Below are 21,295 nucleotides of genomic sequence, written 5' to 3' on the forward strand. Positions count from 1 at the left end.
CTGTGCCCGCTTACGTCTCCAGACCGCAGACCGTCGTCGGTGACCACAAGGTCACCACAGCGGAGATAGCCGACGACATACGCGCCCACCACGCCGGCCACCCCCGCCTGCGGGCGATCCTGCGCGTGGTGGAGAACTGCGGCGTACGGACCCGTAATTTCAGCCGCCCCCTGGCCGCCCCCACCGTGTCGGGTGCGGCCGACATCGGCGAGCGCGCCCGCGCCGCGTTCACCGACGCGCTCACGATGGCCGAACGCGCCGCTTCCGCCGCGCTGGACACCGCGGGCCTTGAGGCCCGCGACATCGACGCGATCGTCACGACCCACAGCACCGGCTGGTCCGTCCCGAACCTCGACGTCAACCTCATCGCACGGCTCGGCCTGCGCCCCACGGTCCGGCGCATCGCGCTGACCACGCTGGCCTGCCCGGGCGGCACCCACTGCCTCATGCGGGCGGCCGAACTCGTCGCGGCGCGCCCCGGCAGCAAGGTCCTCGTCGTGGCGGCCGAGGTCATCTCCAGCGTCTATCACCACGCCGACACCGGCATCGAAGCGATGATCTACAAAGCCCTCTTCGGGGACTCCGCGGCCGCCGCGGTCGTCACCGATGTCCCGCTGGGTCCGGGGCTCGCGATCGAGGACTCCTTCGAGTACGTCCTGCCGGACAGCCTCGACCGGCAGCGCGGCCGGATCTCCCCGGACGGCTTCCACTTCGACTCGACCAAGCAGGCCCTCACCGCCGCCGACGACGTACTGCCCGCGCTCACCGCATGGGTCGGCGCGCGGCCGGTGGACTTCGCCGTCATCCACCCCGGCAGCCCGCGCATCATCACCGACACCGCCGCCTCGCTCGGCCTGGACGCCCACGCGGCGCGGCACTCCACGGACACCCTCACCGACGAGGGGAACCTCGGCGGGGTGAGCATCCTGCGCGTCCTCGAACGCACCCACGGCGGGCCGCCCGCCGACGGCGCTCCCGGCATCGCGGTGGCCTTCGGCCCCGGCTTCTCCATGGCGGCGCTGCGCTGCCGCTGGCGCTCCTGACCCTCGCCGCGCCCGCCGATATTCGCTTGCCGCCCCTTGACCGCCCCTGTTGAAGTGACGGAATGGATCACGCAGCGGCGCTGGCCGCGTACGACCGGCAGATCAGGCGCGACGCGCGAAGCGACAGTCCTGGTACGCGCGTCGAGCGGGTCGGCGGCATCGTCCGCCAGACAGGGTCCGAGCACGACTGGAACGGCGTCCTGTGGGCGGACATCGACGCGACGACGGCGGACGCCGTGATCGCGGAGCAGGTACGGCACTACACCGCCGCCCGCCGCGCGTTCGAATGGAAGCTCCACTCCTACGACCGCCCCGCCGATCTGGCCGGGCGGCTCCTCACCGCGGGGTTCGTGGCCGAGCCCACGGAGACCGTGATGGTCGCCGAGGCGCAGGGGCTGCCGGCCGGGCCCGAGCTGCCCGAGGGCGTGCGGCTGCTGCCGGTGACGGACGCGGCCGGCGTCCGGCTCATGGCCGAGGCCCATCTGGCGGCGTTCGGCGAGGGCGACGCCGCGCTGAGCGAGCGGCTCGCCCAGCGGGTGCTCGCCCAGCTGGCCGAAACGCCCGACGAGATCATCGCGGTGGTCGCGATGGCCGGTGACCGTCCGGTGTGCGGCGCCCGGATGGAGTTGCGCCCCGGCTCCGACTTCGCCGGACTCTGGGGCGGCGGCACCGCACCCGGGTGGCGCGGCAGCGGCATCTACCGCGCGACGGTGGCCCACCGCGCCCGGATCGCCGCCGAGCGCGGCTACCGCTACCTCCAGGTCGACGCCTCCGACGACAGCCGCCCGATCCTGGACCGGCTGGGCTTCGCGACGCTGTGCACGACCACCCCATACGTGTACCAGCCGTGAGACGGACCCCGCCTCCCGCCGCGGCGGACGGGAGGCGGGGCACGCGGGGCACACGGGGTGCCGGATGCCGGTTGCCGGTTGCCGGTTGCCGGTTGCCGGTTGCCGGTTGCCTCAGCGGATCGGCATGCCCGAGAGGGTCCGCGCGATGACCAGGCGCTGGATCTCGCTCGTGCCCTCGAAGATGGTGTAGATCGCGGCGTCGCGGTGCATGCGCTCCACCGGGTACTCGCGGGTGAAGCCGTTGCCGCCGAGGATCTGCACGGCCTGCGCGGTGACCTTCTTGGCGACCTCGCTCGCGTAGAGCTTCGACATCGAGCCCTCGGCGGACTCGAACTTCTTGCCCGTGCTCGCCATCCACGAGGCGCGCCACACCAGGAGGCGTGCCGCGTCGATCTGGGTGCGCATGTCGGCGAGCTGGAAGGCCACGCCCTGGTTGTCGATGATCGGGCGGCCGAACTGCGTGCGCGTCTTGGCGTACTCCAGGGCCTCTTCGTACGCGGCGCGGGCCGTGCCCACCGCCATCGCGCCGACGGCCGGGCGGGACGCCTCGAAGGTGGCCATCGCCGCGTTCTTCACGCGCTCGCCGCCGGACTTGGCGCGCTCCCGGGCGCGGGCGAGGCGCTCGTCCAGTTTCTCCTTGCCGCCCAGCAGGCAGTGTCCGGGGACGCGTACGTCCTCCAGGACCACCTCGGCGGTGTGCGAGGCGCGGATGCCGTGCTTCTTGAACTTCTGGCCCTGGGACAGTCCCGGGGTCCGGGGCGGGACGATGAAGGAGGCGTGCCCCTTGGAGCCCAGCTCGGGGTCGACGACCGCGACGACGACGTGGACGTTGGCTATGCCGCCGTTGGTCGCCCAGGTCTTCGTGCCGTTCAGGACCCACTCGTCCTTGGCCTCGTCGTAGACGGCACGGGTGCGCATGGCGGCCACGTCGGACCCCGCGTCCGGCTCGGAGGAGCAGAAGGCGGCGACCTTGACGTCGTCGGCGTCGCCGTACATCTGCGGGATCCAGGTGCCGATCTGCTCCTCGGTGCCGTTGGCGAGCACCCCGACGGCGGCCAGGCCCGTGCCCATGATGGACAGGCCGATGCCCGCGTCGCCCCAGAAGATCTCCTCGGTGGCCATCGGGATGCCGAGGCCCGTCGGGTCGAAGAACTGCTGGGCGTAGAAATCCAGGGAGTAGATGCCGAGCTTCGCCGCCTCCTGGATGATGGGCCAGGGAGTCTCCTCGCGCTCGTCCCACTCGGCGGCCGCGGGGCGGATCACCTCGGCGGCGAACCCGTGGAGCCAGTCCCGGACCTCCTTCTGTTCGTCGTTGAGCTCCATGGTGAACTCGGCCATGACCCCTCCAGGACCAGCGATCAACTGCGGCGTTACTAGCGGTAACGAAAGTCTGTTACCGGCCAGTAGTCCGTGTCAACCTCCGGCAGCCCGTTCGATGCCCGCCGCCCGCCAGGTGTTACGTTGCGCGTGCGGGACGCAATCGCACGGGGCGGGGAGAAACGCTATGGAGACCACACAGCGGAACGATCAGCACAAGTCCGCCGAGCACCGGCGGCGCGAGCTGCTGGAGGCCGCGGACCGGGTGGTGCTCCGTGACGGCCCCGGCGCCTCCATGAACGCCATCGCCGCGGAGGCGGGCATCACCAAGCCCATCCTCTACCGCCACTTCGGCGACAAGGGCGGCCTGTACGCCGCCCTCGCCAAGCGGCACACGGACGCGCTCCTCGAAGCCCTGCGCGCCGCCCTGGACGCCCCCGCCGAACGCAGGGAGCGCGTCGAGGCGACGCTCGACACCTACCTCGCGGCGATCGAGGCCCGCCCGCAGGTGTACCGCTTCCTGATGCACCCCTCCGAGGCCCCCTCCCCCGGCGAGCAGGGCTTCGACGTCGGTCTGCACTCCGCCCCCGTCCTGCGCCGCCTCGGCGAGGAGCTGGCGGAGGTCATCGAGGAGCGCGTCGACCTCGGCCCCGACGGCGCCCAGCTGGCCCGGGTGTGGGGACACGGCATCGTCGGCATGATGCACGCGGCCGGCGACTGGTGGCTCGGCGAACGGCCCTGCTCGCGCGAGCAGTTGGTGCGCAGCCTGGCGGATCTGCTCTGGGGGCGCCTGGCCGCCGCGGGCAACCGCGTCGGCGGGCCGGGATTCTGAGCGGGCGTCCGCCCCGGCGCTCGCGCCGGCCCGCGGCGGACCTCAGCCGTCGCGGGCGGCCCCCTCAGCTGTTCCAGGAGGCCCTGGCGGCGGCCCGCAGCACCCTGCGGCGCCGCCAGCCGCTGACGCGGTCGGTGTAGACCCCGCCCTCCAGGTGGTCGCACTCGTGCTGGAGGCAGCGCGCGAACCAGCCCGTCCCGTGCACCCGCACGGGCTCCCCCCGCAGGTCGAACCCTTCGACCACGGCGTGGTCGAAACGGGGCGTGCCCGCTTCGAGACCCGGCAGCGACAGACAGCCCTCGGGGCCGCGCACGGTGACCCCGTCCGCCGTGACGAGTGTCGGATTGACCACGTGCCCGAGGTGGCGGACGTCCTCGTCGTCCGGGCAGTCGTAGACGAACACCCGCTTGGCCACGCCGATCTGATTCGCGGCCAGCCCCACGCCCTGCGCCGCGTACATCGTCGCGAACATGTCCTCGACCAGCCGCGCCAGTTCGGGCCCGAAGTCGCTCACCTCCGCGCAGGCCGTGTGGAGCACGGGGTCACCGAGCAGGGTCAGAGGTCGTACGCGCCCCGAGGCGCCCGGGATCGAGCCGTGTCGCATGGCGGCAAGAGTACGGTCCTGAAGTGGAGCGGCGCCGAGGTGGTGCCGTGGTTCGGGCTTGTCGGCGGATCTCGATAGGCTGAGCAGAGAAACGATGCCGGGGGCAGGCGCGGCGCCGTACGCAAGGAGGATCTCGACAGATGTCAGGCAACACGGACCCGCTCTCGCCGCGGGCCAAGCTGGCCGTGACGGCGGGCAAGGCGGCCGCCGCGGTGTCGCGCGCCGCGGGCCGCGGCAGCGGATCGGTGATCGGCGGCAAGGTCGCGCTCAGGCTCGACCCCGAGCTGCTCGGACGGCTCGCCACACACCTGGACGTCGTCCTCGTGTCGGCCACCAACGGCAAGACGACCACCACGCGTCTGATCGCGGAGGCCCTGCGCGCCAGCGGCCCGGTGGTCTCCAACGCCCTCGGCGCCAACATGCCCGCCGGGATCACCTCGGCGCTCGCCGGCGGCTCCGACGCCCGGTACGGCGTGATCGAGGTCGACGAGAAGTACCTCGCGGGCGTCGCCCGTGACGTGGACCCCAAGGCCATCGCGCTGCTGAACCTCTCGCGCGACCAGCTGGACCGCGCCGCCGAGACCCGCATGCTCGCCGAGAAGTGGCGCGAGGGCCTGGCCGGCACCAAGGCCGTCGTCGTCGCCAACGCCGACGACCCGCTGGTCGTCTGGGCCGCCTCCTCCTCGCCGAACGTGGTGTGGGTGGCCGCGGGCCAGGAGTGGAAGGACGACGCCTGGTCGTGCCCGTCCTGCGGTGGCGTCATGCAGCGCCCCGGGGACGACTGGTTCTGCGGCGAGTGCGGCTTCCGCCGCCCCGCGCCCAGCTGGGTGCTCTCCGGCGACCACGTCCTGGACCCGCACGGCTCCGCCTGGCCGATCCACCTGCAGCTGCCCGGCCGCGCCAACAAGGCCAACGCCGCCTCCTCGGCCGCCGTCGCCGCCGTCTTCGGTGTCCCGCCGCAGGTCGCCCTGGAGCGCATGTACCAGGTGCAGGCGGTCGCCGGACGCTATGACGTCGTGCAGTTCCAGGGCCGCGACCTGCGGCTGCTCCTCGCGAAGAACCCCGCGGGCTGGCTGGAGACGTTCTCGCTGATCGACCCGCCGCCGACCCCGGTGATCCTCTCCGTCAACGCCCGGGGTGCCGACGGCACCGACACCTCCTGGCTGTGGGACGTCGACTACACCCGTCTCGCCGGTCACCCGATCTTCGTGCTCGGCGACCGCAAGCTGGACCTGGCGGTGCGCCTGGAGGTCGCGAACCTGGACTTCCGGGTCTGCGAGAGCCTCGACGAAGCGGTGCAGCTCGCCCCGCCGGGACGCATCGAGACGATCGCGAACTACACCGCGTTCCAGGACCTGCGCCGCCGCGTCGGCAACTGACCCCACCGGCCCCTCTAGACCTTTTCGTAGGGACACATGAGCATGAGCGACAACAGCCTGCGGCTGGTGTGGGTCTACCCCGACCTGCTCAGCACGTACGGAGACCAGGGCAACGCCCTGGTCGTGGAGCGCCGCGCCCGCCAGCGCGGCCTCCAGGTCGAGCGGTACGACGTGCGCAGCGACCAGCCGATCCCCACCTCCGGTGACATCTACCTCATCGGCGGTGGCGAGGACCGCCCCCAGCGGCTCGCAGCGGAGCGGCTGCGCCGCGACGGCGGCCTCGAGCGCGCCGTGGGCAACGGCGCGATCGTCTTCTCGGTCTGCGCCGGCTACCAGATCCTCGGCACCGAGTTCATCAACGACCTCGGTCAGCGCGAGCCGGGCCTCGGCCTGCTCGACGTGGTCTCCACCCGCGGCGAGGGCGAGCGCTGCGTCGGTGACGTCCTCGGCGACATCGACCCGCAGCTGGGCCTGCCCCCGCTGACCGGCTTCGAGAACCACCAGGGCATCACGCACATCGGTCCCTCCGCGCGCCCCTTCGCCCGCGTCACGCTCGGCCGGGGCAACGGCACGGGCGACGGCACCGAGGGCGCGTACAACGGCACGGTCTTCGGGACGTACATGCACGGCCCGGTCCTGGCCCGCAACCCGCTGATCGCGGACCTGCTGCTCAAGCTGGCCCTCGACGTGAACGCGCTGCCGCCCACGGACGACCGCTGGTACGAGGCGCTGCGTGCCGAGCGCATCAACGCCGCACAGCAGCCCGCGTAGCACCCGCCCCGCCGGCCGCGCGGTGGCCCGCTTGACGCCCCGCCCGCACATGTGAGCGGGGGCGTCCAGCCCTCGGACGCCTGATGCGGGCCCGCCCCCCGGCGCCTATAGGGTGGCGGGGATCCAGCCGGACGACGTGGTCCGGCCCTTTCGGCCCACGTTGCAAAGGTTTCCCGGGCTATGCGCATTGGTGTCCTGACCTCCGGCGGCGACTGCCCCGGCCTGAACGCCGTCATCCGCTCCGTCGTGCACCGCGCGGTCGTGGACCACGGCGACGAGGTCATCGGCTTCCACGACGGCTGGAAAGGCCTCCTGGAGTGCGACTACCGCAAGCTCGACCTGGACGCGGTGGGCGGCATCCTCGCCCGCGGCGGCACGATCCTCGGCTCCTCGCGCGTGCAGCCCGCCCATCTGCGGGACGGTGTGGAGCGCGCCCGGGGCCATGTCGCCGATCTCGGCCTCGACGCGATCATCCCGATCGGCGGTGAGGGCACGCTGAAGGCGGCCCGGCTGCTGTCCGACGCGGGCCTGCCGATCGTCGGCGTGCCCAAGACGATCGACAACGACATCGCCGTCACCGACGTCACCTTCGGCTTCGACACCGCGGTGGGCGTAGCGACGGAGGCGCTCGACCGCCTCAAGACCACCGCCGAGTCGCACCAGCGAGTGCTGATCGTCGAGGTCATGGGCCGGCACACGGGCTGGATCGCCCTGCACTCCGGCATGGCGGCCGGCGCGCACGCCATCGTGGTGCCCGAGCGCCCCTTCGACATCGAGGAGCTGGCCGCGAAGGTCGGCGAGCGGTTCTCGGCGGGCAAGAAGTTCGCGATCGTCGTGGCCGCCGAGGGCGCCAAGCCCCGGGCCGGGTCCATGGACTTCGACGAGGGCGCCAAGGACGTCTACGGCCACGAGCGGTTCGCCGGCATCGCCCGTCAGCTCTCCCTCGAACTGGAGCAGCGCCTCGGCAAGGAGGCGCGGCCCGTCATCCTCGGCCACGTCCAGCGCGGCGGCACCCCGACCGCGTACGACCGCGTCCTCGCGACCCGCTTCGGCTGGCACGCGGTGGAGGCCGTGCACCGCGGCGAGTTCGGCCGGATGACGGCCCTGCGCGGCACGGACATCACGATGGTGCCGCTCGCCGAGGCCGTCGAGACGCTGAAGACCGTGCCGGACGAGCGGTACGCCGAGGCGGAGTGCGTGCTCTAGTCGTTGCCCGTTGCACTATCCGCCCCCGGTCACGTCAGCGGCCGGGGGCGGTTCTACTCTGGTGCCGACGCACGTCGCACAATCCGCACGAATCAGGAGCCACCGGATGGATCACAGCGGGCACGGCATGAACATGGATCTGCCGCCGTTCACGCTGGGGCGAGGCCTGGAACTCTCCGCCGACCCCTTCTTCCTCATCGGCTGCCTGGTGGCCCTCGCCCTGTACGGGTGGGGCGTGACGCGGCTCGTGCGGCGCGGCGACAAGTGGCCGGTGGGCCGCACGATCTCCTTCGTGACCGGCATCCTCACCGTCCTGCTCGTGATGTGCACCAAGCTCAACGACTACGGCATGGTCATGTTCAGCGTGCACATGGTCCAGCACATGGTGATCAGCATGCTGTCGCCGATCCTGCTGCTGCTCGGCGCGCCGATCACCCTGGCCCTGCGCGGCCTGCCGGCCGCGGCGCGCGGTCACAAGGGGCCGCGCGAGTGGCTGCTGTGGCTGCTGCACAGCCGGTACACGCGGATCATCACGCACCCCGCGTTCACGATCCCGCTGTTCATCGCGAGCCTGTACGCGCTCTACTTCACGCCGATCTTCGACACCCTGATGGGCTCCAAGGCGGGCCACATCGGGATGATGGTGCACTTCCTCGCCGTCGGCCTGGTCTTCTTCTGGCCGATCATGGGCGTCGACCCGGGGCCGCACCGCCCCGGCTACGTGATGCGGATGCTGGAGCTGTTCGCCGGCATGCCCTTCCACGCGTTCTTCGGCATCGCGCTGATGATGGCGACCCAGCCGATGATCGGCACGTACCTGCACCCGCCGGCCTCGCTGGGCATCGATCCGCTGGCCGATCAGGAGGCGGCGGGCGGCATCGCCTGGGCCTTCAGCGAGATCCCCTCCGTGGTGGTCCTGGTGGCCCTGCTCTTCCAGTGGCGGCGCTCGGAGGACCGTGAGGCCCGCCGCAAGGACCGCGCCGCGGACCGCGACGGGGACAAGGAGCTGGAGGCGTACAACGCCTATCTGGCCTCACTGGCCGCACGCGGCCGCTAGCGCGGGAGGCCCTCCACGGGTCACGATGGTCTTCGGACCGCGGTCTTGGCGCGCAGGCGCCCGGGACTGCCGGGAGGAGGCTGAGCGATGCCCGGTTCCACGAAGACCATGGGTGGGTTCACCATCGGAGGCCTGGTCATGGTGACGGCCTATTCGGTGACGCTCGGGAGCAACGGCTGGCTGTGGTTCGGCTGGGTCGTCCTTGGACTGATCACGCTGGCGATGGTGCTGTCGCGCGCCGCGTGAGGCGCGCCGCGCGACAGCCGGGGGCCGGGAGTGCCGCTTCGGCCCGCCCCGTACGTCAGAAGCGGAAGACGTGAGCGGTGTCCACGTCCATCGCGCAGGCGTTGGGGTACTTCTTGTGCCAGTTGACGCTCCGGCCCCGGTAGGTGCCGGTCGCCGTGACGGTCACCGGGTCGTACTGCTTGGTGCACGCGTGCGGCTCGTCGGCCAGCTTGTCGAAGTTTCCCTTGGCCCGGCCGATGGCCGCGCACGCCTTGGCGGCGTGCGGGTGGTGGCCGTGCCCGTCGGGCCGGGGGTGGCAGCGCAGCAGGACGCCGCGGACCCAGGTGTTGTCGGAGCCCGAGACGGTGAGGAAGAGGCCGCGCTGGCGTGGGGCGGGGGCCTCGTCCGCCGCCTGGGCGGGGACGGCGGCGCCGAGCGCGATCAGAGCGGCGGCTGCGACGGTGAAGGGGCGCATGCGAAACCTCCGGGGGGAGTGACGGTGACGTGCGGTGGCGTCGGTGCGTGGCGTCGGGGACGCCGGGAGGCAACCAGCGCATCCTCCGTCCGGGCCGTGCGTCGAGCCGCCTCGCCGGTGAGTCGCCCGCGCGGCGGCGGGTAAGAGCCCGAACGGGCTCTCGCGTACGCGTCGCCGATTGGCTACGGTGCGTCGGCACCCGGATCAGGGAAGGTGGCCGTCATGTTCTATCTGCTGCTCAAGTACGTGATCCTCGGTCCGCTGCTACGGCTGCTGTTCCGGCCGAGGATCGAGGGTCTGGAGCATGTGCCCGAGTCCGGTGCCGCGATCGTCGCCGGAAATCATCTGTCGTTCTCCGACCACTTCCTGATGCCGGCGATCATCAAGCGGCGCATCACCTTCCTCGCCAAGGCCGAGTACTTCACGGGGCCCGGCGTCAAGGGCCGGCTGACGGCCGCGTTCTTCCGCAGCGCGGGGCAGATCCCGGTCGACCGCTCCGGCAAGGAAGCGGGCCAGGCCGCGATCCGGGAGGGGCTCGGGGTGCTGCGCAAGGGGGAGCTGCTCGGCATCTATCCCGAGGGCACGCGCTCGCACGACGGGCGGCTGTACAAGGGCAAGGTCGGGGTGGCCGCGATGGCGCTCAAGGGGGAGGCGCCGGTGATCCCCTGCGCGATGATCGGCACCTTCGAGGCGCAGCCGCCGGGGAAGAAGGTGCCGCGCATCCGGCGGGTGACGATCCGCTTCGGTGAGCCGCTCGACTTCTCCCGGTACGCCGGCATGGACAACGAGAAGGCGGTCCTGCGGGCCGTCACCGACGAGATCATGTACGCGATCCTCGGCCTCTCCGGTCAGGAGTACGTCGACAAGTACGCGGCGGTCGTGAAGGCGGAGGAGGCCGAACGCGCCGCGACGCGCGGCAAGGAGCCGCGCGGGCTGCCGCGGAGGCCGCTGGGCCCGCGCCCCCGAACTATGATCCCGGAGTCGAATGCGTCGACTGCACGGCGGAAGGCGCCCGAGGGGCGCGGCGGGGAGGCCAAGTGAGCGAGCAGCACGCCCAGTACACCAAGCTGGTGGGACTGCTGGACGAGCGGGGGGCGGCGTACCGGGTCATCGAGCACGAGCCGGAGGGCGCCACGGAGGCGGTGAGCGCGCTGCGGGGCAACACCCTGGAGCAGGCGGCCAAGTGCATCGTGGTGATGGTGAAGACCGGCAAGAAGACGAAGCGGTACGCCCTCGCCGTGGTGCCGGGTGACCGGCGCGTCGACCTGAACGCGCTGAAGGCGCTGCTCGGCGGCACGTATGCCGGGTTCGCGACGCAGGAGGTGGCGGAGCGGCTCTCGGGGAGCGTCAGCGGGACCATCCTGCCGTTCTCGTTCGACCCGGAGCTGGAACTGGTCGTGGATCCGGCGTTGTTGGACCACGAGGAGATCTTCTTCAACGCGGCGCGCCTCGACCGGTCGCTGGCGCTGCGGACGGCGGACTACCGGGAGATCGCCGCCCCTCGGATCGAGGCGATCTCCCAGTAGGCCGAACGCCGCGGCCGACGGTCAGCCCAGGTCGCGCAAGGCGTGGTCCAGTACGCGGCGCACCCGCAGGGCGTCCGGTGCGACGGCGGTGACGAGGACGCCGGGTCCGGCCAGGGGGGTGAGCGCGGCCCACTCCCCCAGGGTCGTCGCGGGCGGCTTGTGCCGCTCGTACTGCGGGCGCACGACGACGAGCTGGCCGACGGCGCGGTGGCCGGCGAGGACGGCGGGGCCGTCCCAGCCACCGGGGGCGCCCGGGCCGCAGGAGAGTTCCTGGTCGAGCAGGGTCGCCCCAGCGCGGCGCACGGTGAGCCGGCTGGTCAGGCGGCCGCAGGATTCGCCGGTGCGGCCGAGCACCTGCTCCTCGCGCAGGACCAGCCGGGCGCCGCGGGCCAGCTCCGCGCGCGTGGTGATCCGCAGGTCGCTCTCGCGCACCGAGATCAACTGCTCGGGCAGCCAGTGCAGTTCGGCGTCGTCGGCGACGGTGAGGCGTACGTCGTAGCGCGCCGCCTCCCGGGTCTGGCCGGGCAGGGCGAGGGTCGCCGCCGCGGAGCCGATGTGCAGCCTCGCCCCTTCGTCCGCGGTGGCCTCCACGGTGAGGTGGTCGCCGCCGAGGGGGCCGCTCATGGCGCCGACCAGCGTGACGCGTGCGGCCGGCCCGGTCGAGCGGGTGCGGCGCAGCGCCAGCGGTCCTTCGCCGTCGAGCACGGGCAGCGCGGTGCCGCCCCGGCCGTCGGCGCGGGCCACGACGCGGGCGGTGGCCCGCAGGCCCGCGCCGCCGCGCGCACGGGCGCCGCCCGCCGGGGCGAGGTCGGCCCTCACGCCGACGCGGTCCATGCGGCGTACTGCGCGCGCACCCAGGCGGCGACCGGGCCGACGCCCTCCGCGGAGCGCAACGACTGGAAGATGACGGGGAGTTCGGCGCGCTGCGTCTTGGCGTCGGCCGCCATCCGGGCGAGGTCGGAGCCGACGTGCGGGGCGAGGTCGGTCTTGTTGACCACGAGCAGGTCGGCCGTGGTGACGCCGGGGCCGCCCTTGCGCGGGATGTCGTCGCCGCCCGCGACGTCGATGACGAAGATCTGGGCGTCGACGAGGCCCTTGGAGAAGGTGGCGGTGAGGTTGTCGCCACCGGACTCGACGAGGATCAGGTCGAGCGGGCCGACCTCGTCCTCCAGGTCCTCGACGGCCTCCAGGTTGGCGGAGATGTCGTCGCGGATGGCGGTGTGCGGGCAGGCGCCGGTCTCCACGGCGGTGATCCGCTCGGGCGGCAGGACGGCCTCGCGGAGCAGGAACTCCGCGTCCTCGCGGGTGTAGATGTCGTTGGTGACGACGGCCAGGGACAGCTGGTCGCGCAGCGCGTGGCACAGGGCGGCGACGGTCGCGGTCTTGCCGGAGCCGACGGGCCCGCCGAGCCCGATGCGCAGCGCACGGCGCCGCCCGTCGGGCCGCACGGCGTCGGCACTGACGGCGACGGCCCCGTCGTGGGAGTGGTCGAGGTGCATGATTTTCTCCAATGGTCGAGGCGAGCCGCGAATCTCCGGCCCACCCGGCGTTTGAGGGCGAGGCCGAGCATCTCCAGCCCGCCCGGCGTTTGAGGGCCCGTCCCGAGCGTGAGGACGAGGCCGGACAACTCAGCCCGTCCGGCGTTTGAGGACGAGGCCGTCCAGGCCGATGAGGGGGGTCCGGGGGCACAGCCCCCGGGGCGGCGCCGAGCTAGGACGCGAACAACCGCACAGGCCACCCCGCATGCGCCTCCGCCCCGATCTCCAGCAGCGGAGCCGACGCGGCGGGCAGCGCCTCCACGCCGTCGGCGGCGACGCGCCCGGCCGCCTCGACCGCCTCCTGGGCGACACGGTCCAGGTCGGGGGCGAGCCGCGCCAGGACCGCCGTGGCGTCGAAGGGGTCGAGGCTCAGCAGCCGCACCGTGGCGGTCGCCGGACCACTGACACCTTCGTACGCGGAGCAGTACGCGGCGTCCCGCGGCCCGAGTCCGGCGGCGCGGGCGGTGAGCCCGAGGACGACCGGCTGGTGGGCGCCCTTGGGGAACCGCCGCGCAAGCGCGTCGAGTTCGGGGTGGGGCCAGGTGGCGCGGGCGGCCCGCATCAGCTGCCGCCCGAGCCGTCGCGCCGCCGTGCGCAGGGCGGGCGAGGGCGTGCGGGCATCGGCCGCTTCGTCCAGGGCGGCCGGGTCGACGCCGAGGGCGGCGGCCGCCGCGAGGGCGGCCGCAACCAGACCGCTGGTGTGCAGTCGCCCCCGGCAGAAGGCCTCCAGGCTCTCGGCCCCGGTGACGCGGCCCGCCTTGGCGGCCGCTTCGGCCCCGCCGGAGTGGGCGTGCCCACCGGCGGGAAAGCGGCCGTCGGCGAGGACGAGAAGTGCTGCGCGTGACATGTGATCGTCGCCAGTGGTGTCGTGAGGGCCGTCAGAAGAGGAAGTACCGCTGGGCGAGCGGCAGTTCCGCCGCGGGCGACGGCTCGACGAGTTCGCCGTCGATGGTGACGGCGAAACTGTCGGCGGCGACCTCCACGCGGGGCAGCGCGTCGTTCTGCCGCATGTCCGCCTTGGAGCGCCCGCGGGTGGAGCGGATGGGCAGGAACGGCTTGGCCAGGCCGAGGCGTTCGGGCAGTGCGTCGTCCAGGGCCGACTGGGTGACGAAGTTGATCGAGTTGAGGCCCGGCGCCCTGCCGTGGGCGCCGAACATGCGGCGCGGCAGCACTGGCTGCGGGGTGGGGATGGAGGCGTTGGCGTCGCCCATCTGCGCGTAGGCGATCTGTCCGCCCTTGAGGACGAGCTGCGGCTTGACGCCGAAGAACGCCGGTTCCCACAGCACCAGGTCGGCGAGTTTGCCGGGCTCGACCGAGCCGACCTCGTGGTCGATGCCCTGGGCGACGGCCGCGTTGATCGTGTATTTGGCGACATAGCGACGGGCGCGGTGGTTGTCCGCGCGGGTGTCGCCCGGCAGGAAACCGCGGCGTCGCTTCATGACGTGGGCGGTCTGCCACGTACGCATGATCACCTCGCCGACGCGCCCCATCGCCTGGGAGTCCGACGACATGATCGAGATGGCGCCGAGGTCGTGGAGGATGTCCTCCGCCCCGATGGTGGTGGGGCGGATGCGGGACTCGGCGAAGGCGAGGTCCTCGGGGACGGCGGGGTTGAGGTGGTGGCAGACCATCAGCATGTCGAGGTGCTCCTCGACGGTGTTGACGGTGTGCGGCCGGGTCGGGTTGGTCGAGCTGGGCAGCATGTTGGGCAGCGACACCGCCGTGATCATGTCGGGGGCGTGCCCGCCGCCCGCGCCCTCGACGTGGAAGGCGTGCAGGGTGCGGCCCGCGACGGCGTCGAACGTGGCGTCGATGAAGCCCGCTTCGTTCAACGTGTCCGTGTGCACGGCGAGTTGGGCGCCGGTCTCCTCGCACACGTTCAGGCAGGCGTCGATGGCGGCGGGGGTCGCGCCCCAGTCCTCATGGATCTTGAAGCTGACGGCGCCGGCGCGGAGCTGGGCGTGCATCGACTCGGCGTTGACGGTGTTGCCCTTGCCGAGGAGGCCGATGTTGACCGGGCTCGCCTCCAGGGCCGCGAACATCCGGGCCAGGTGCCAGGCGCCCGGGGTGATCGTGGTCGCCTTGCTGCCCTCGGCGGGCCCCGTGCCGCCGCCGAAGAGCGTGGTGACGCCCGAGGCGAGGGCCTCGTCGACGATGGTCGGCGAGATGAAGTGGATGTGGGTGTCGATGCCGCCCGCGGTGAGGATCCTGCCGTTGCCGGCGATGACCTCGGTCTCGGGGCCGATGACGAGGTCGGGGTGGACCCCGTCCATGGTGTCGGGGTTGCCGGACTTGCCGATGCCGGTGAGACGGCCGTCGCGGATTCCGACGTCGGCCTTGACGATCCCCCAGTGGTCGATGATCACCGCGCCGGTGATCACGGTGTCGGGGGCGCCCTCGGCGCGGGTCGTGCGGGACTGGCCCATCGACTCGCGGATGACCTTGCCGCCGCCGAACACCGCCTCGTCCCCGGAGCGTCCGGGGCCGCCGGAGCGGTCCTCCTCGATCTCGACGAGGAGGTCGGTGTCGGCGAGCCGGATCCGGTCGCCGGTGGTGGGGCCGAACAGGTCGGCGTACGCGGCACGGGACAGTTCAGGCATCGAGGGCACCTCCGGTCTCACCGCGCAGGCCGGGCACGACGCGCCGGCCGGCGAGGGGTACGAGTTCGACGTCGACGGGGATGCCGGGCTCGAAGCGCACGGCGGTTCCGGCGGGGATGTTGAGCCGCAGGCCGTGCGCGGCGCCGCGGTCGAAGTCGAGCCCCGGGTTGGCCTCGGCGAAGTGGTAGTGGGAGCCGACCTGCACGGGGCGGTCGGCGGCGTTGAGGACGGTGAGGCGGGTGACGTCCCGGCCCTCGTTGTAGGGGACGGGCTCGTCGGCGAAGAGGATCTCACCGGGGACCGGGCCGTGGTCCGTGCCGTGCGTCGCGGCATGCATGAGGCGCGTGACTCCCGTCAGACGATCGGGTCGTGGACGGTGACGAGCTTGGTGCCGTCCGGGAAGGTGGCCTCGACCTGGACGTCGTGGATCATCTCGGGGATGCCCTCCATGACGTCGTCCCGGGTGAGGACCCTGCGGCCCGACGACATCAGCTCGGCGACGGTGCGGCCGTCCCGGGCGCCTTCGAGGATGTGGGAGGTGATGAGGGCGATCGACTCGGGGTGGTTGAGCCGCAGCCCTCGCGCCCTTCGCTTCTCGGCCACATCCGCGGCCACATGGATGAGCAGTCTCTCCTGCTCGTGCGGGGTCAGTCGCACCGGTCCCACCTCACGTCTCGCTCCGAACCGTGCGGGGTCCGGCTGCCGCGGCCACCGCGGCGGGTATAGATGTAACACACAACGAATGCGCGCGATCTTGCGCACTCCGGTTACCAAAACCCCTGGTGGCGTGGCACGGGAGGGTAGTTGGGAGGAGTTTCAACGAGGTTAACCAGACGTTGACCGGCGCATGACCGACAGCTGGGCCGCGCCATACCGATCCTTGCCACAAGGCCCCTCGCGCCGCCGACGGCCCGCGCCTCCCGGGCGCGGCGCTCGGCGGGCCGCCGGGCGCGCGTGGGCGACGCCCCGGCCGGGCGGTGCCATACGGGCGGCAACGGTCCCCGCGCTACGTGGGGTTGGGTCCCCGGTGCTCGGCCGCGATGCCGAATCGGTGGCGCTCCGGCCCGGCGGTGGCCGCCGGCGCGGGGCCGATCGAGGTGACGGAGCTGACCGCCCGCTCCTGCGAGGCCTCCGCGAGCGCCTCCAGGCGCTCCAGGTCGGCGGCGGAGACCAGTGCCACGAGCGGTTTGCCGTGCCGCGTGACGACGACGCGCTCGCCGCCGTAGACGACACGGTTGATCAGTTCGGCGAGCTCTGCGCGGGCTTGCGTCACCGGAATCTCGTAGGCCATGCCCCCCAGCTTAGACGCCCGGCCCTCACGGGCCCCGGGCGTGAGCGATCCCCTACGGGCCCTACCGGTGTCACGGCCCGCCCCGGCCCATGCTCCGGAAAGCCTCCCGCAGGGCACGTACATCCTGTACTTTCTGTACAGATCCGAGGGTCGCCCCGCCGACCGGAAGAAGAGAGGCGCGCCATGAACCGTCCGTCCGCCCGTTACGTCCTGCCCCAGTTCACCGAGCGCACCAGCTCGGGGACGCGGACCATGGATCCGTACTCACGACTCCTCGACGAGCGCATCGTCTTCCTCGGCACTCCCGTGGACGACACCTCGGCGAACGACGTCATGGCGCAGTTCATGCACCTGGAACACGTGGCGCCGGACCGTGACATCTCGCTCTACATCAACTCCCCGGGCGGCTCGCTGACCGCGATGACCGCGATCTACGACACCATGCAGTTCGTCACCTGCGACGTGGAGACCACCTGCCTCGGGCAGGCCTCCTCGGCCGCCGCCGTACTCCTGGCGGCGGGCACGCCCGGCAAGCGGTACATGCTGCCGGGGGCGCGATTGCTGATCCGCCAGCCCGCCATGACGGAGCCGGTGCGGGGCCAGGCCAGCGATCTGGTGATCCAGGCCGACGAGATGCTGCGCACCCGGGAGCTCCTCGAGGACCTGCTGGCGCGGCACACGGGACAGAGCAAGGAGCGGATCGCCGCGGACATCGAGCGGGACAAGATCCTCGACGCCCCGGCCGCAGTGGAGTACGGACTCGTGGACCGGATCATCCCGTCCCGCAAGTCCTCGCTCGCCGCGCGCGACGCGAGGTGATCCGAGGATGCTTCCCCCCGAACTCCCCCCGCTGCCCGCACTGACCCGGGCCGAGGCGGACCTGGTCGACCGTTACCTCGAAGTCGTCGACCTGCTCGGTAAGATCAATCCCGCCCGCGCGGAACACACCTACGGCGGGCTGCGCGCCGCCCAGGCGCTGGTGGGCCGGGCGAACGCCCTGCTGGAGGCGCTGACGCTCATGCACCAGCGCGGGGAGAGCGAGGTGCACGCCGCCACGCTCGCCCAGGCGTTACGCGTCCTCGACGGCGAGCGGCGGGCCGGCCGGGTGGGCCTGCCGCCGGCCCCGCGTCAGGGCGAATGAGCCCTTCCGCTCTTCGGAACGTCCGGCTCCCTTTCGAAACGGACCAGACGGGCTACCCCGGTCGGCGTACGCGGGCGTCCTTTGTCGTGCGGTCGGGAGTTGCGCCCGACGCGCGCCAAGAGGGCGGAATGAACCCTTCCGCTGCTGGTCGAACCGCCCTCGGACCCGGCGGCCAGGGGGTGATTTTCACCGTGTCCACTCGAACAGGTCAGTCGTGAGTAGGTTCACAAAACACCGTTTCGGCTCGGTTTTCGAACCCTTTTCGGGTCAAGATCCCTTCCGACGACAAGCCCCCGCCACAGCGGCGGGGCGATCCGGGCGGACGCCGAGTCCTGCCGCCGCCCGGATGACCGGTCGACATCGGTGCACCGGCAGGAGTGGAGGACCCAAGCATGGCGGGCCCGTCCGGAAGGTCCGGACGACGCCCTTGGGGTGAAGCCGCAGAGCACGACGCGGCCGGGCATCTTCGCCTGCCCGAACCCGACAGGTCATCCTTCACAGGCGGCTGACGAAGGGTTACGCATGACCGCGCTGAATCACGTTCCGCCGCTGCTCAGTCGGGCGGGAGCCGCTTCGGCTCTCACGCTCGCCGTCGTGGGCGGCACCGTCGTGGCCCCTGGGCTCACATCCGAGGCCGAGGCCGCCACTCACGGGACGAAGGCGCTCAAGATCGCGGCGTCCAAGAAGGGCGCCCCGTACAGCTACGGGGCCGTGGGGCCGCACCGGTTCGACTGCTCGGGCCTGACGCTGTACTCGTTCAAGCGCACGGGCAAGAAGCTGCCGCGCACCGCCGCCGCGCAGTACAACAAGACCCGGCACATCGCGAAGTCCCAGCGCACGCGGGGCGACCTCGTGTTCTTCCACTCGGGCCGCAACGTCTACCACGTCGGGATCTACGCCGGTAACGGCCGTATCTGGCACGCGCCGAAGAAGGGGGCCGTGGTGCGCCTGGAGAAGATCTGGTCCGGCAGCGTCTGGTACGGCCGGGTGCGCTGACCTCACCCGGCCGGCACGTCCGCACGCGCCCCGAGCACTCCCCCGGTGCTCGGTGCGCACGCCGCGGTCCTCACGCGAGGAGCGGTTCGAGGAGGAGCACGAGACCCAGGGCGCCGAGAGCGGCGCCGGTGACGCCCTCGACCGCACGGGCGACCCGCGGCCTGCGCAGCCACGGGCCGAGCCGGTCCACCAGGAGCGCCACGACGGGGAACCACAGCAGGGCGAACACCACGACGACGGCCCCGAGCAGCAGCGTTCTCGGCAGCACCGGACTTCCGTCGGGCACGAACTGCGGCAGCACGCTCAGGAAGGTGATGGCCGCCTTCGGGTTCAGCGCGTTGGTGAGGAACCCCTCGCGCAGACCACCGCCCCGCACCACCGGCTCGTCGCCCACCCCGATGCACGCCCGCAAGGCCGACCGCAGGGCGCGCGCGGCGAGGTACAGCACGTAGCAGGCGCCGACGAGCTGCAGCGCCCTGAAGAGCGCGGGCGCCGCCGCGAGCACCGCCGCCACACCCGTGACCGCCAGCGCCGTGTGCACCAAGAGGCCCGCGGCGACCCCCATCGCGCAGGCCACCCCCGTACGCCGCGAGACGAGGGCATTGCGTACGACGACGGTGAAGTCGGCGCCCGGCACGGCGACCATGCCCGCGGCGACTCCCGTGAAGGCGACCAGTTGTGCGTCCATGCCGGCCAGCCTGCCGTGCGCGGGCCTTCAACGGGTATGTGCAATATCCTGGGTCTGCCTTAAGCAGACGTTTACCCCGTGGGCGCGTTCGACGCGCGGCGCAGAGAGGGTGTCCCCGTGTACGACCCCACGCGGCTCGCCGCGCTCGTCGCGGTCTCCGAGGCGGGTTCGATCACCCGGGCCGCCGAGCGCCTCGGCTACACCGTGCCCGCGCTCTCCCAGCAGCTGGCCAAGCTGGAGCGGGAGACGGGCAGCGCGCTGCTCGTGCGCCATCACCGCGGGGCCCGGCTGACCGGCGCCGGCGAGCTGCTGGTGGGGCACGCCCGCCGGGTGCTCGACGAGTTGGAGCGGGCCCGGCACGAACTGGCCCGGCTCGCCGGGCTGTCCGGCGGGCGGCTGCGCGTGGGCACCTTCCAGACGGCGGGCATCCATCTGCTGCCGCCGGTCCTGACCGCCTTCCGCAGGGCCCACCCGGCGGTGGAACTGACGGTGACGGCGCACGAACCGCCCTCCGGCGTCGAGGCGGTCGCGTCGGGTGAGGTCGATCTGGCCCTCACCCACGCGTACGAGCCCGCCGACCCGGTGCCGCTGCCCGCCGCCGTGTCGGCCGAGCCGGTGCTCGTGGAGGAGCTGGTCCTGGTGACCCAGCCGGGGCACGCCCTGACGAGCGGCACGTCCCGCCTGCCGCCGTCGGCACTGGCCGGGCAGCCGTTGATCAGCATGGCCCCCGACCATCCGCCGCGACGGGCCGTGGAGCGGGCCCTCGCCCGGGCCGGGGCGACGCCCGCCGTGGTGGTCGGGACGCCGGGCTACGCCCTGGTCTGCGCCCTGGTCAGCGCGGGGCTCGGGGTGGCCGTGGTGCCGGAGATGGTGGCGCGCACCGCCGCGACGCCCGTCGGCATGCGGCTCCTCGACCCGGGTGATCTGCGGCGGACCATCTCCGTCGTCCACCGGGCCGACGAGTCGAACGCCGCGGCGGACTCCTTCCGGGCGCTGCTGCGGGGCGCCTTCGGGCGGTCGGCGGGCACGGGCTGAGTCCTTCGCGCGCGGCGCCGGGCCGGCTCGCGCGCTCAGTGCGCCGCGTCGCGGTGCCGGTGCTGGGCGGGGAGGGTCCAGGGCAGGGCGATCCACACGGTCTTGCCGCCCTCCTCGGTGGGGCTGACCGAGAGCCTGCCGCCGCACTCGGCGGTCAGCCAGCGAATGATGACCATGCCCCGGCCGTTGTCCTGCTGGACGGCCGCGGGCAGCCGCCGCGGATGGCGCGGATGGCTGTCGGTGACACCGATCCGCAGCTGCTCGTCCCGGTCGAGCCGGACGTCCACGGTGAAGGTCGGGGACTGGCCGAGGGTGTGCTGCACGGCGTTGGTGGCGAGTTCGGAGACGATGAGCCGGATGGTGTCCCCCACCTCGGCACCCTCCGGCAGGCCCCATTCCGTGAGGACCTTCGCCACGTAGGTGCGGGCGGCGGAGACCGAGGCGGGATCGCTCGGCAGAGTGACGGATGCTTCCTGATGGTCTGCCATGGCGACGCTGTCCCTTTCCCACCGGGGTCGGTCCTACGACTCGGAGCGGATGACTCGAGGACGGCCCCGGACCGGTGCTTCGCGCCAGCCTCCCACTCCTTGACCGGTCCCGGGTGGCGATCCACCGAGATGTGCATATATCTGTCGCTCGAAGCGGTGAACTCTGCTACGGCCGACCGTATTTGGCCGCCGGGACCGTGCTTCCTCTACTGTCGCCCCTGTCCCCCGCTCC

Annotated in this window: 26 protein-coding genes and 1 riboswitch; of the genes, 14 read left to right on the forward strand and 12 right to left on the reverse strand. The window is 72.4% G+C overall.

Going from position 1 to position 21,295, the window contains the following annotated elements; all coding sequences use genetic code 11:
* The first annotated feature begins 2 nt into the window (after positions 1-2).
* Together ABZ385_RS06075 and ABZ385_RS06080 are read left to right on the forward strand one after the other, a co-directional pair.
* Positions 3-1,043 (forward strand): PhlD, encoded by a 1,041-nt coding sequence (locus tag ABZ385_RS06075; RefSeq protein WP_358587355.1) that lies wholly within the window; start codon positions 3-5, stop codon positions 1,041-1,043.
* A 62-nt stretch (positions 1,044-1,105) separates the two neighbouring features.
* Positions 1,106-1,894 (forward strand): GNAT family N-acetyltransferase, encoded by a 789-nt coding sequence (locus ABZ385_RS06080; protein ID WP_358909933.1) that lies wholly within the window; start codon positions 1,106-1,108, stop codon positions 1,892-1,894.
* Positions 1,895-2,005: 111 nt separating this feature from the next.
* On the opposite strand, the gene ABZ385_RS06085 is transcribed toward ABZ385_RS06080, so the two are convergent.
* Positions 2,006-3,232, reverse strand: a complete 1,227-nt coding sequence (locus ABZ385_RS06085) for an acyl-CoA dehydrogenase family protein (RefSeq protein ID WP_358587350.1) — start codon at positions 3,230-3,232, stop codon at positions 2,006-2,008.
* A gap of 166 nt (positions 3,233-3,398) precedes the next feature.
* Here ABZ385_RS06085 and ABZ385_RS06090 point away from each other — a divergent pair, with 166 nt between their 5' ends.
* Positions 3,399-4,043, forward strand: coding sequence for a TetR family transcriptional regulator (locus ABZ385_RS06090; RefSeq protein WP_358587348.1), 645 nt, complete (start codon positions 3,399-3,401; stop codon positions 4,041-4,043).
* 64 nt (positions 4,044-4,107) lie between these two features.
* Here the strand turns inward: ABZ385_RS06090 and def are convergent, their stop codons facing one another.
* A complete protein-coding gene (gene def / locus ABZ385_RS06095; protein ID WP_358909935.1) occupies positions 4,108-4,647 on the reverse strand; it encodes a peptide deformylase in 540 nt (179 codons plus the stop codon).
* 140 nt (positions 4,648-4,787) lie between these two features.
* On the opposite strand from def, the gene ABZ385_RS06100 reads away from it, so the two are divergent.
* The 5 genes from ABZ385_RS06100 (at position 4,788) to ABZ385_RS06120 (ending at position 9,306) form a co-directional block, all read left to right on the forward strand.
* A complete protein-coding gene (locus ABZ385_RS06100; protein WP_358589865.1) occupies positions 4,788-6,026 on the forward strand; it encodes a MurT ligase domain-containing protein in 1,239 nt (412 codons plus the stop codon).
* A 42-nt stretch (positions 6,027-6,068) separates the two neighbouring features.
* Positions 6,069-6,797, forward strand: a complete 729-nt coding sequence (locus ABZ385_RS06105) for a glutamine amidotransferase (protein ID WP_358589867.1) — start codon at positions 6,069-6,071, stop codon at positions 6,795-6,797.
* A gap of 180 nt (positions 6,798-6,977) precedes the next feature.
* Positions 6,978-8,003, forward strand: coding sequence for a 6-phosphofructokinase (locus ABZ385_RS06110; protein WP_358589870.1), 1,026 nt, complete (start codon positions 6,978-6,980; stop codon positions 8,001-8,003).
* A 106-nt stretch (positions 8,004-8,109) separates the two neighbouring features.
* Positions 8,110-9,060 carry a cytochrome c oxidase assembly protein gene (locus ABZ385_RS06115; protein ID WP_358909937.1) on the forward strand — a complete coding sequence of 317 codons (951 nt, stop codon included), beginning with the start codon at positions 8,110-8,112 and terminating at the stop codon, positions 9,058-9,060.
* Positions 9,061-9,147: 87 nt separating this feature from the next.
* Positions 9,148-9,306 carry a hypothetical protein gene (locus ABZ385_RS06120; RefSeq protein ID WP_358589874.1) on the forward strand — a complete coding sequence of 53 codons (159 nt, stop codon included), beginning with the start codon at positions 9,148-9,150 and terminating at the stop codon, positions 9,304-9,306.
* Positions 9,307-9,361: 55 nt separating this feature from the next.
* On the opposite strand, the gene ABZ385_RS06125 is transcribed toward ABZ385_RS06120, so the two are convergent.
* Entirely contained in the window at positions 9,362-9,760 is a 399-nt protein-coding gene (locus ABZ385_RS06125) for an SSI family serine proteinase inhibitor (protein WP_358698170.1), read from the reverse strand.
* A 222-nt stretch (positions 9,761-9,982) separates the two neighbouring features.
* Between ABZ385_RS06125 and ABZ385_RS06130 the strand changes: the two genes are divergently transcribed.
* Together ABZ385_RS06130 and ABZ385_RS06135 are read left to right on the forward strand one after the other, a co-directional pair.
* On the forward strand, positions 9,983-10,801 hold the full coding sequence (locus ABZ385_RS06130) for a lysophospholipid acyltransferase family protein (RefSeq protein WP_358698169.1): 819 nt from the start codon (positions 9,983-9,985) through the stop codon (positions 10,799-10,801).
* Positions 10,798-11,286 carry a YbaK/EbsC family protein gene (locus tag ABZ385_RS06135; RefSeq protein WP_358589879.1) on the forward strand — a complete coding sequence of 163 codons (489 nt, stop codon included), beginning with the start codon at positions 10,798-10,800 and terminating at the stop codon, positions 11,284-11,286. The genes ABZ385_RS06130 and ABZ385_RS06135 overlap by 4 nt, the downstream gene beginning before the upstream one ends.
* A 21-nt stretch (positions 11,287-11,307) precedes the next feature.
* On the opposite strand, the gene ABZ385_RS06140 is transcribed toward ABZ385_RS06135, so the two are convergent.
* From ABZ385_RS06140 to ABZ385_RS06170, 7 genes are all read right to left on the reverse strand, one after another.
* The gene (locus ABZ385_RS06140) at positions 11,308-12,120 is read right to left on the reverse strand and encodes an urease accessory protein UreD (protein ID WP_358909939.1); all 813 of its coding nucleotides are present in this window, start codon (positions 12,118-12,120) and stop codon (positions 11,308-11,310) included.
* Positions 12,102-12,785, reverse strand: coding sequence for an urease accessory protein UreG (gene ureG / locus ABZ385_RS06145; RefSeq protein WP_358909941.1), 684 nt, complete (start codon positions 12,783-12,785; stop codon positions 12,102-12,104). Before ureG ends, ABZ385_RS06140 begins: the two co-directional genes overlap by 19 nt.
* Before the next feature lie 211 nt (positions 12,786-12,996).
* Complete coding sequence (locus ABZ385_RS06150) at positions 12,997-13,671, reverse strand: urease accessory UreF family protein (protein ID WP_358909943.1); 675 nt, start codon at positions 13,669-13,671, stop codon at positions 12,997-12,999.
* A gap of 31 nt (positions 13,672-13,702) precedes the next feature.
* Complete coding sequence (locus ABZ385_RS06155) at positions 13,703-15,424, reverse strand: urease subunit alpha (RefSeq protein WP_358589397.1); 1,722 nt, start codon at positions 15,422-15,424, stop codon at positions 13,703-13,705.
* Positions 15,417-15,761 (reverse strand): urease subunit beta, encoded by a 345-nt coding sequence (locus ABZ385_RS06160; RefSeq protein ID WP_358589399.1) that lies wholly within the window; start codon positions 15,759-15,761, stop codon positions 15,417-15,419. Before ABZ385_RS06160 ends, ABZ385_RS06155 begins: the two co-directional genes overlap by 8 nt.
* A 17-nt stretch (positions 15,762-15,778) precedes the next feature.
* A complete protein-coding gene (locus ABZ385_RS06165; protein WP_358589402.1) occupies positions 15,779-16,081 on the reverse strand; it encodes an urease subunit gamma in 303 nt (100 codons plus the stop codon).
* A gap of 349 nt (positions 16,082-16,430) precedes the next feature.
* Positions 16,431-16,715 (reverse strand): type II toxin-antitoxin system Phd/YefM family antitoxin, encoded by a 285-nt coding sequence (locus tag ABZ385_RS06170; protein WP_358589404.1) that lies wholly within the window; start codon positions 16,713-16,715, stop codon positions 16,431-16,433.
* A 183-nt stretch (positions 16,716-16,898) separates the two neighbouring features.
* Here ABZ385_RS06170 and ABZ385_RS06175 point away from each other — a divergent pair, with 183 nt between their 5' ends.
* From ABZ385_RS06175 to ABZ385_RS06185, 3 genes are all read left to right on the forward strand, one after another.
* Positions 16,899-17,534, forward strand: coding sequence for an ATP-dependent Clp protease proteolytic subunit (locus ABZ385_RS06175; RefSeq protein WP_358589406.1), 636 nt, complete (start codon positions 16,899-16,901; stop codon positions 17,532-17,534).
* A 7-nt stretch (positions 17,535-17,541) separates the two neighbouring features.
* Entirely contained in the window at positions 17,542-17,856 is a 315-nt protein-coding gene (locus ABZ385_RS06180; protein ID WP_358589408.1) for a hypothetical protein, read from the forward strand.
* Positions 17,857-18,198: 342 nt separating this feature from the next.
* Positions 18,199-18,375: riboswitch (cyclic di-AMP (ydaO/yuaA leader) on the forward strand.
* Positions 18,376-18,378: 3 nt separating this feature from the next.
* Positions 18,379-18,852 (forward strand): C40 family peptidase, encoded by a 474-nt coding sequence (locus ABZ385_RS06185; RefSeq protein WP_358589410.1) that lies wholly within the window; start codon positions 18,379-18,381, stop codon positions 18,850-18,852.
* 70 nt (positions 18,853-18,922) lie between these two features.
* On the opposite strand, the gene ABZ385_RS06190 is transcribed toward ABZ385_RS06185, so the two are convergent.
* Positions 18,923-19,540 carry a LysE family translocator gene (locus ABZ385_RS06190; RefSeq protein WP_358909944.1) on the reverse strand — a complete coding sequence of 206 codons (618 nt, stop codon included), beginning with the start codon at positions 19,538-19,540 and terminating at the stop codon, positions 18,923-18,925.
* Between the two features lie 117 nt (positions 19,541-19,657).
* Here ABZ385_RS06190 and ABZ385_RS06195 point away from each other — a divergent pair, with 117 nt between their 5' ends.
* On the forward strand, positions 19,658-20,575 hold the full coding sequence (locus ABZ385_RS06195; RefSeq protein ID WP_358909946.1) for a LysR family transcriptional regulator: 918 nt from the start codon (positions 19,658-19,660) through the stop codon (positions 20,573-20,575).
* Positions 20,576-20,610: 35 nt separating this feature from the next.
* Here ABZ385_RS06195 and ABZ385_RS06200 read toward each other — a convergent pair whose 3' ends face one another.
* Positions 20,611-21,063, reverse strand: a complete 453-nt coding sequence (locus ABZ385_RS06200) for an ATP-binding protein (protein WP_358589417.1) — start codon at positions 21,061-21,063, stop codon at positions 20,611-20,613.
* Positions 21,064-21,295 lie beyond the last annotated feature (232 nt).

It is taken from the genome of Streptomyces sp. NPDC005898, from assembly GCF_040629635.1.
Classification (GTDB): Bacteria; Actinomycetota; Actinomycetes; order Streptomycetales; family Streptomycetaceae; genus Streptomyces.

Bases quoted from the DNA above. Each gene is read 5' to 3' on its own strand.
- ABZ385_RS06120 (WP_358589874.1), top strand. From the start codon at position 9,148: ATGCCCGGTTCCACGAAGACCATGGGTGGGTTCACCATCGGAGGCCTG.
- ABZ385_RS06200 (WP_358589417.1), bottom strand. From the start codon at position 21,063: ATGGCAGACCATCAGGAAGCATCCGTCACTCTGCCGAGCGATCCCGCC.
- ureG (WP_358909941.1), bottom strand. From the start codon at position 12,785: ATGCACCTCGACCACTCCCACGACGGGGCCGTCGCCGTCAGTGCCGAC.
- ABZ385_RS06175 (WP_358589406.1), top strand. From the start codon at position 16,899: ATGAACCGTCCGTCCGCCCGTTACGTCCTGCCCCAGTTCACCGAGCGC.
- ABZ385_RS06140 (WP_358909939.1), bottom strand. From the start codon at position 12,120: ATGGACCGCGTCGGCGTGAGGGCCGACCTCGCCCCGGCGGGCGGCGCC.
- ABZ385_RS06105 (WP_358589867.1), top strand. From the start codon at position 6,069: ATGAGCGACAACAGCCTGCGGCTGGTGTGGGTCTACCCCGACCTGCTC.
- ABZ385_RS06085 (WP_358587350.1), bottom strand. From the start codon at position 3,232: ATGGCCGAGTTCACCATGGAGCTCAACGACGAACAGAAGGAGGTCCGG.
- ABZ385_RS06100 (WP_358589865.1), top strand. From the start codon at position 4,788: ATGTCAGGCAACACGGACCCGCTCTCGCCGCGGGCCAAGCTGGCCGTG.
- ABZ385_RS06155 (WP_358589397.1), bottom strand. From the start codon at position 15,424: ATGCCTGAACTGTCCCGTGCCGCGTACGCCGACCTGTTCGGCCCCACC.
- ABZ385_RS06130 (WP_358698169.1), top strand. From the start codon at position 9,983: ATGTTCTATCTGCTGCTCAAGTACGTGATCCTCGGTCCGCTGCTACGG.
- def (WP_358909935.1), bottom strand. From the start codon at position 4,647: ATGCGACACGGCTCGATCCCGGGCGCCTCGGGGCGCGTACGACCTCTG.
- ABZ385_RS06190 (WP_358909944.1), bottom strand. From the start codon at position 19,540: ATGGACGCACAACTGGTCGCCTTCACGGGAGTCGCCGCGGGCATGGTC.
- ABZ385_RS06115 (WP_358909937.1), top strand. From the start codon at position 8,110: ATGGATCACAGCGGGCACGGCATGAACATGGATCTGCCGCCGTTCACG.
- ABZ385_RS06090 (WP_358587348.1), top strand. From the start codon at position 3,399: ATGGAGACCACACAGCGGAACGATCAGCACAAGTCCGCCGAGCACCGG.
- ABZ385_RS06160 (WP_358589399.1), bottom strand. From the start codon at position 15,761: ATGCATGCCGCGACGCACGGCACGGACCACGGCCCGGTCCCCGGTGAG.
- ABZ385_RS06170 (WP_358589404.1), bottom strand. From the start codon at position 16,715: ATGGCCTACGAGATTCCGGTGACGCAAGCCCGCGCAGAGCTCGCCGAA.
- ABZ385_RS06110 (WP_358589870.1), top strand. From the start codon at position 6,978: ATGCGCATTGGTGTCCTGACCTCCGGCGGCGACTGCCCCGGCCTGAAC.
- ABZ385_RS06150 (WP_358909943.1), bottom strand. From the start codon at position 13,671: ATGTCACGCGCAGCACTTCTCGTCCTCGCCGACGGCCGCTTTCCCGCC.
- ABZ385_RS06125 (WP_358698170.1), bottom strand. From the start codon at position 9,760: ATGCGCCCCTTCACCGTCGCAGCCGCCGCTCTGATCGCGCTCGGCGCC.
- ABZ385_RS06185 (WP_358589410.1), top strand. From the start codon at position 18,379: ATGACCGCGCTGAATCACGTTCCGCCGCTGCTCAGTCGGGCGGGAGCC.
- ABZ385_RS06080 (WP_358909933.1), top strand. From the start codon at position 1,106: ATGGATCACGCAGCGGCGCTGGCCGCGTACGACCGGCAGATCAGGCGC.
- ABZ385_RS06180 (WP_358589408.1), top strand. From the start codon at position 17,542: ATGCTTCCCCCCGAACTCCCCCCGCTGCCCGCACTGACCCGGGCCGAG.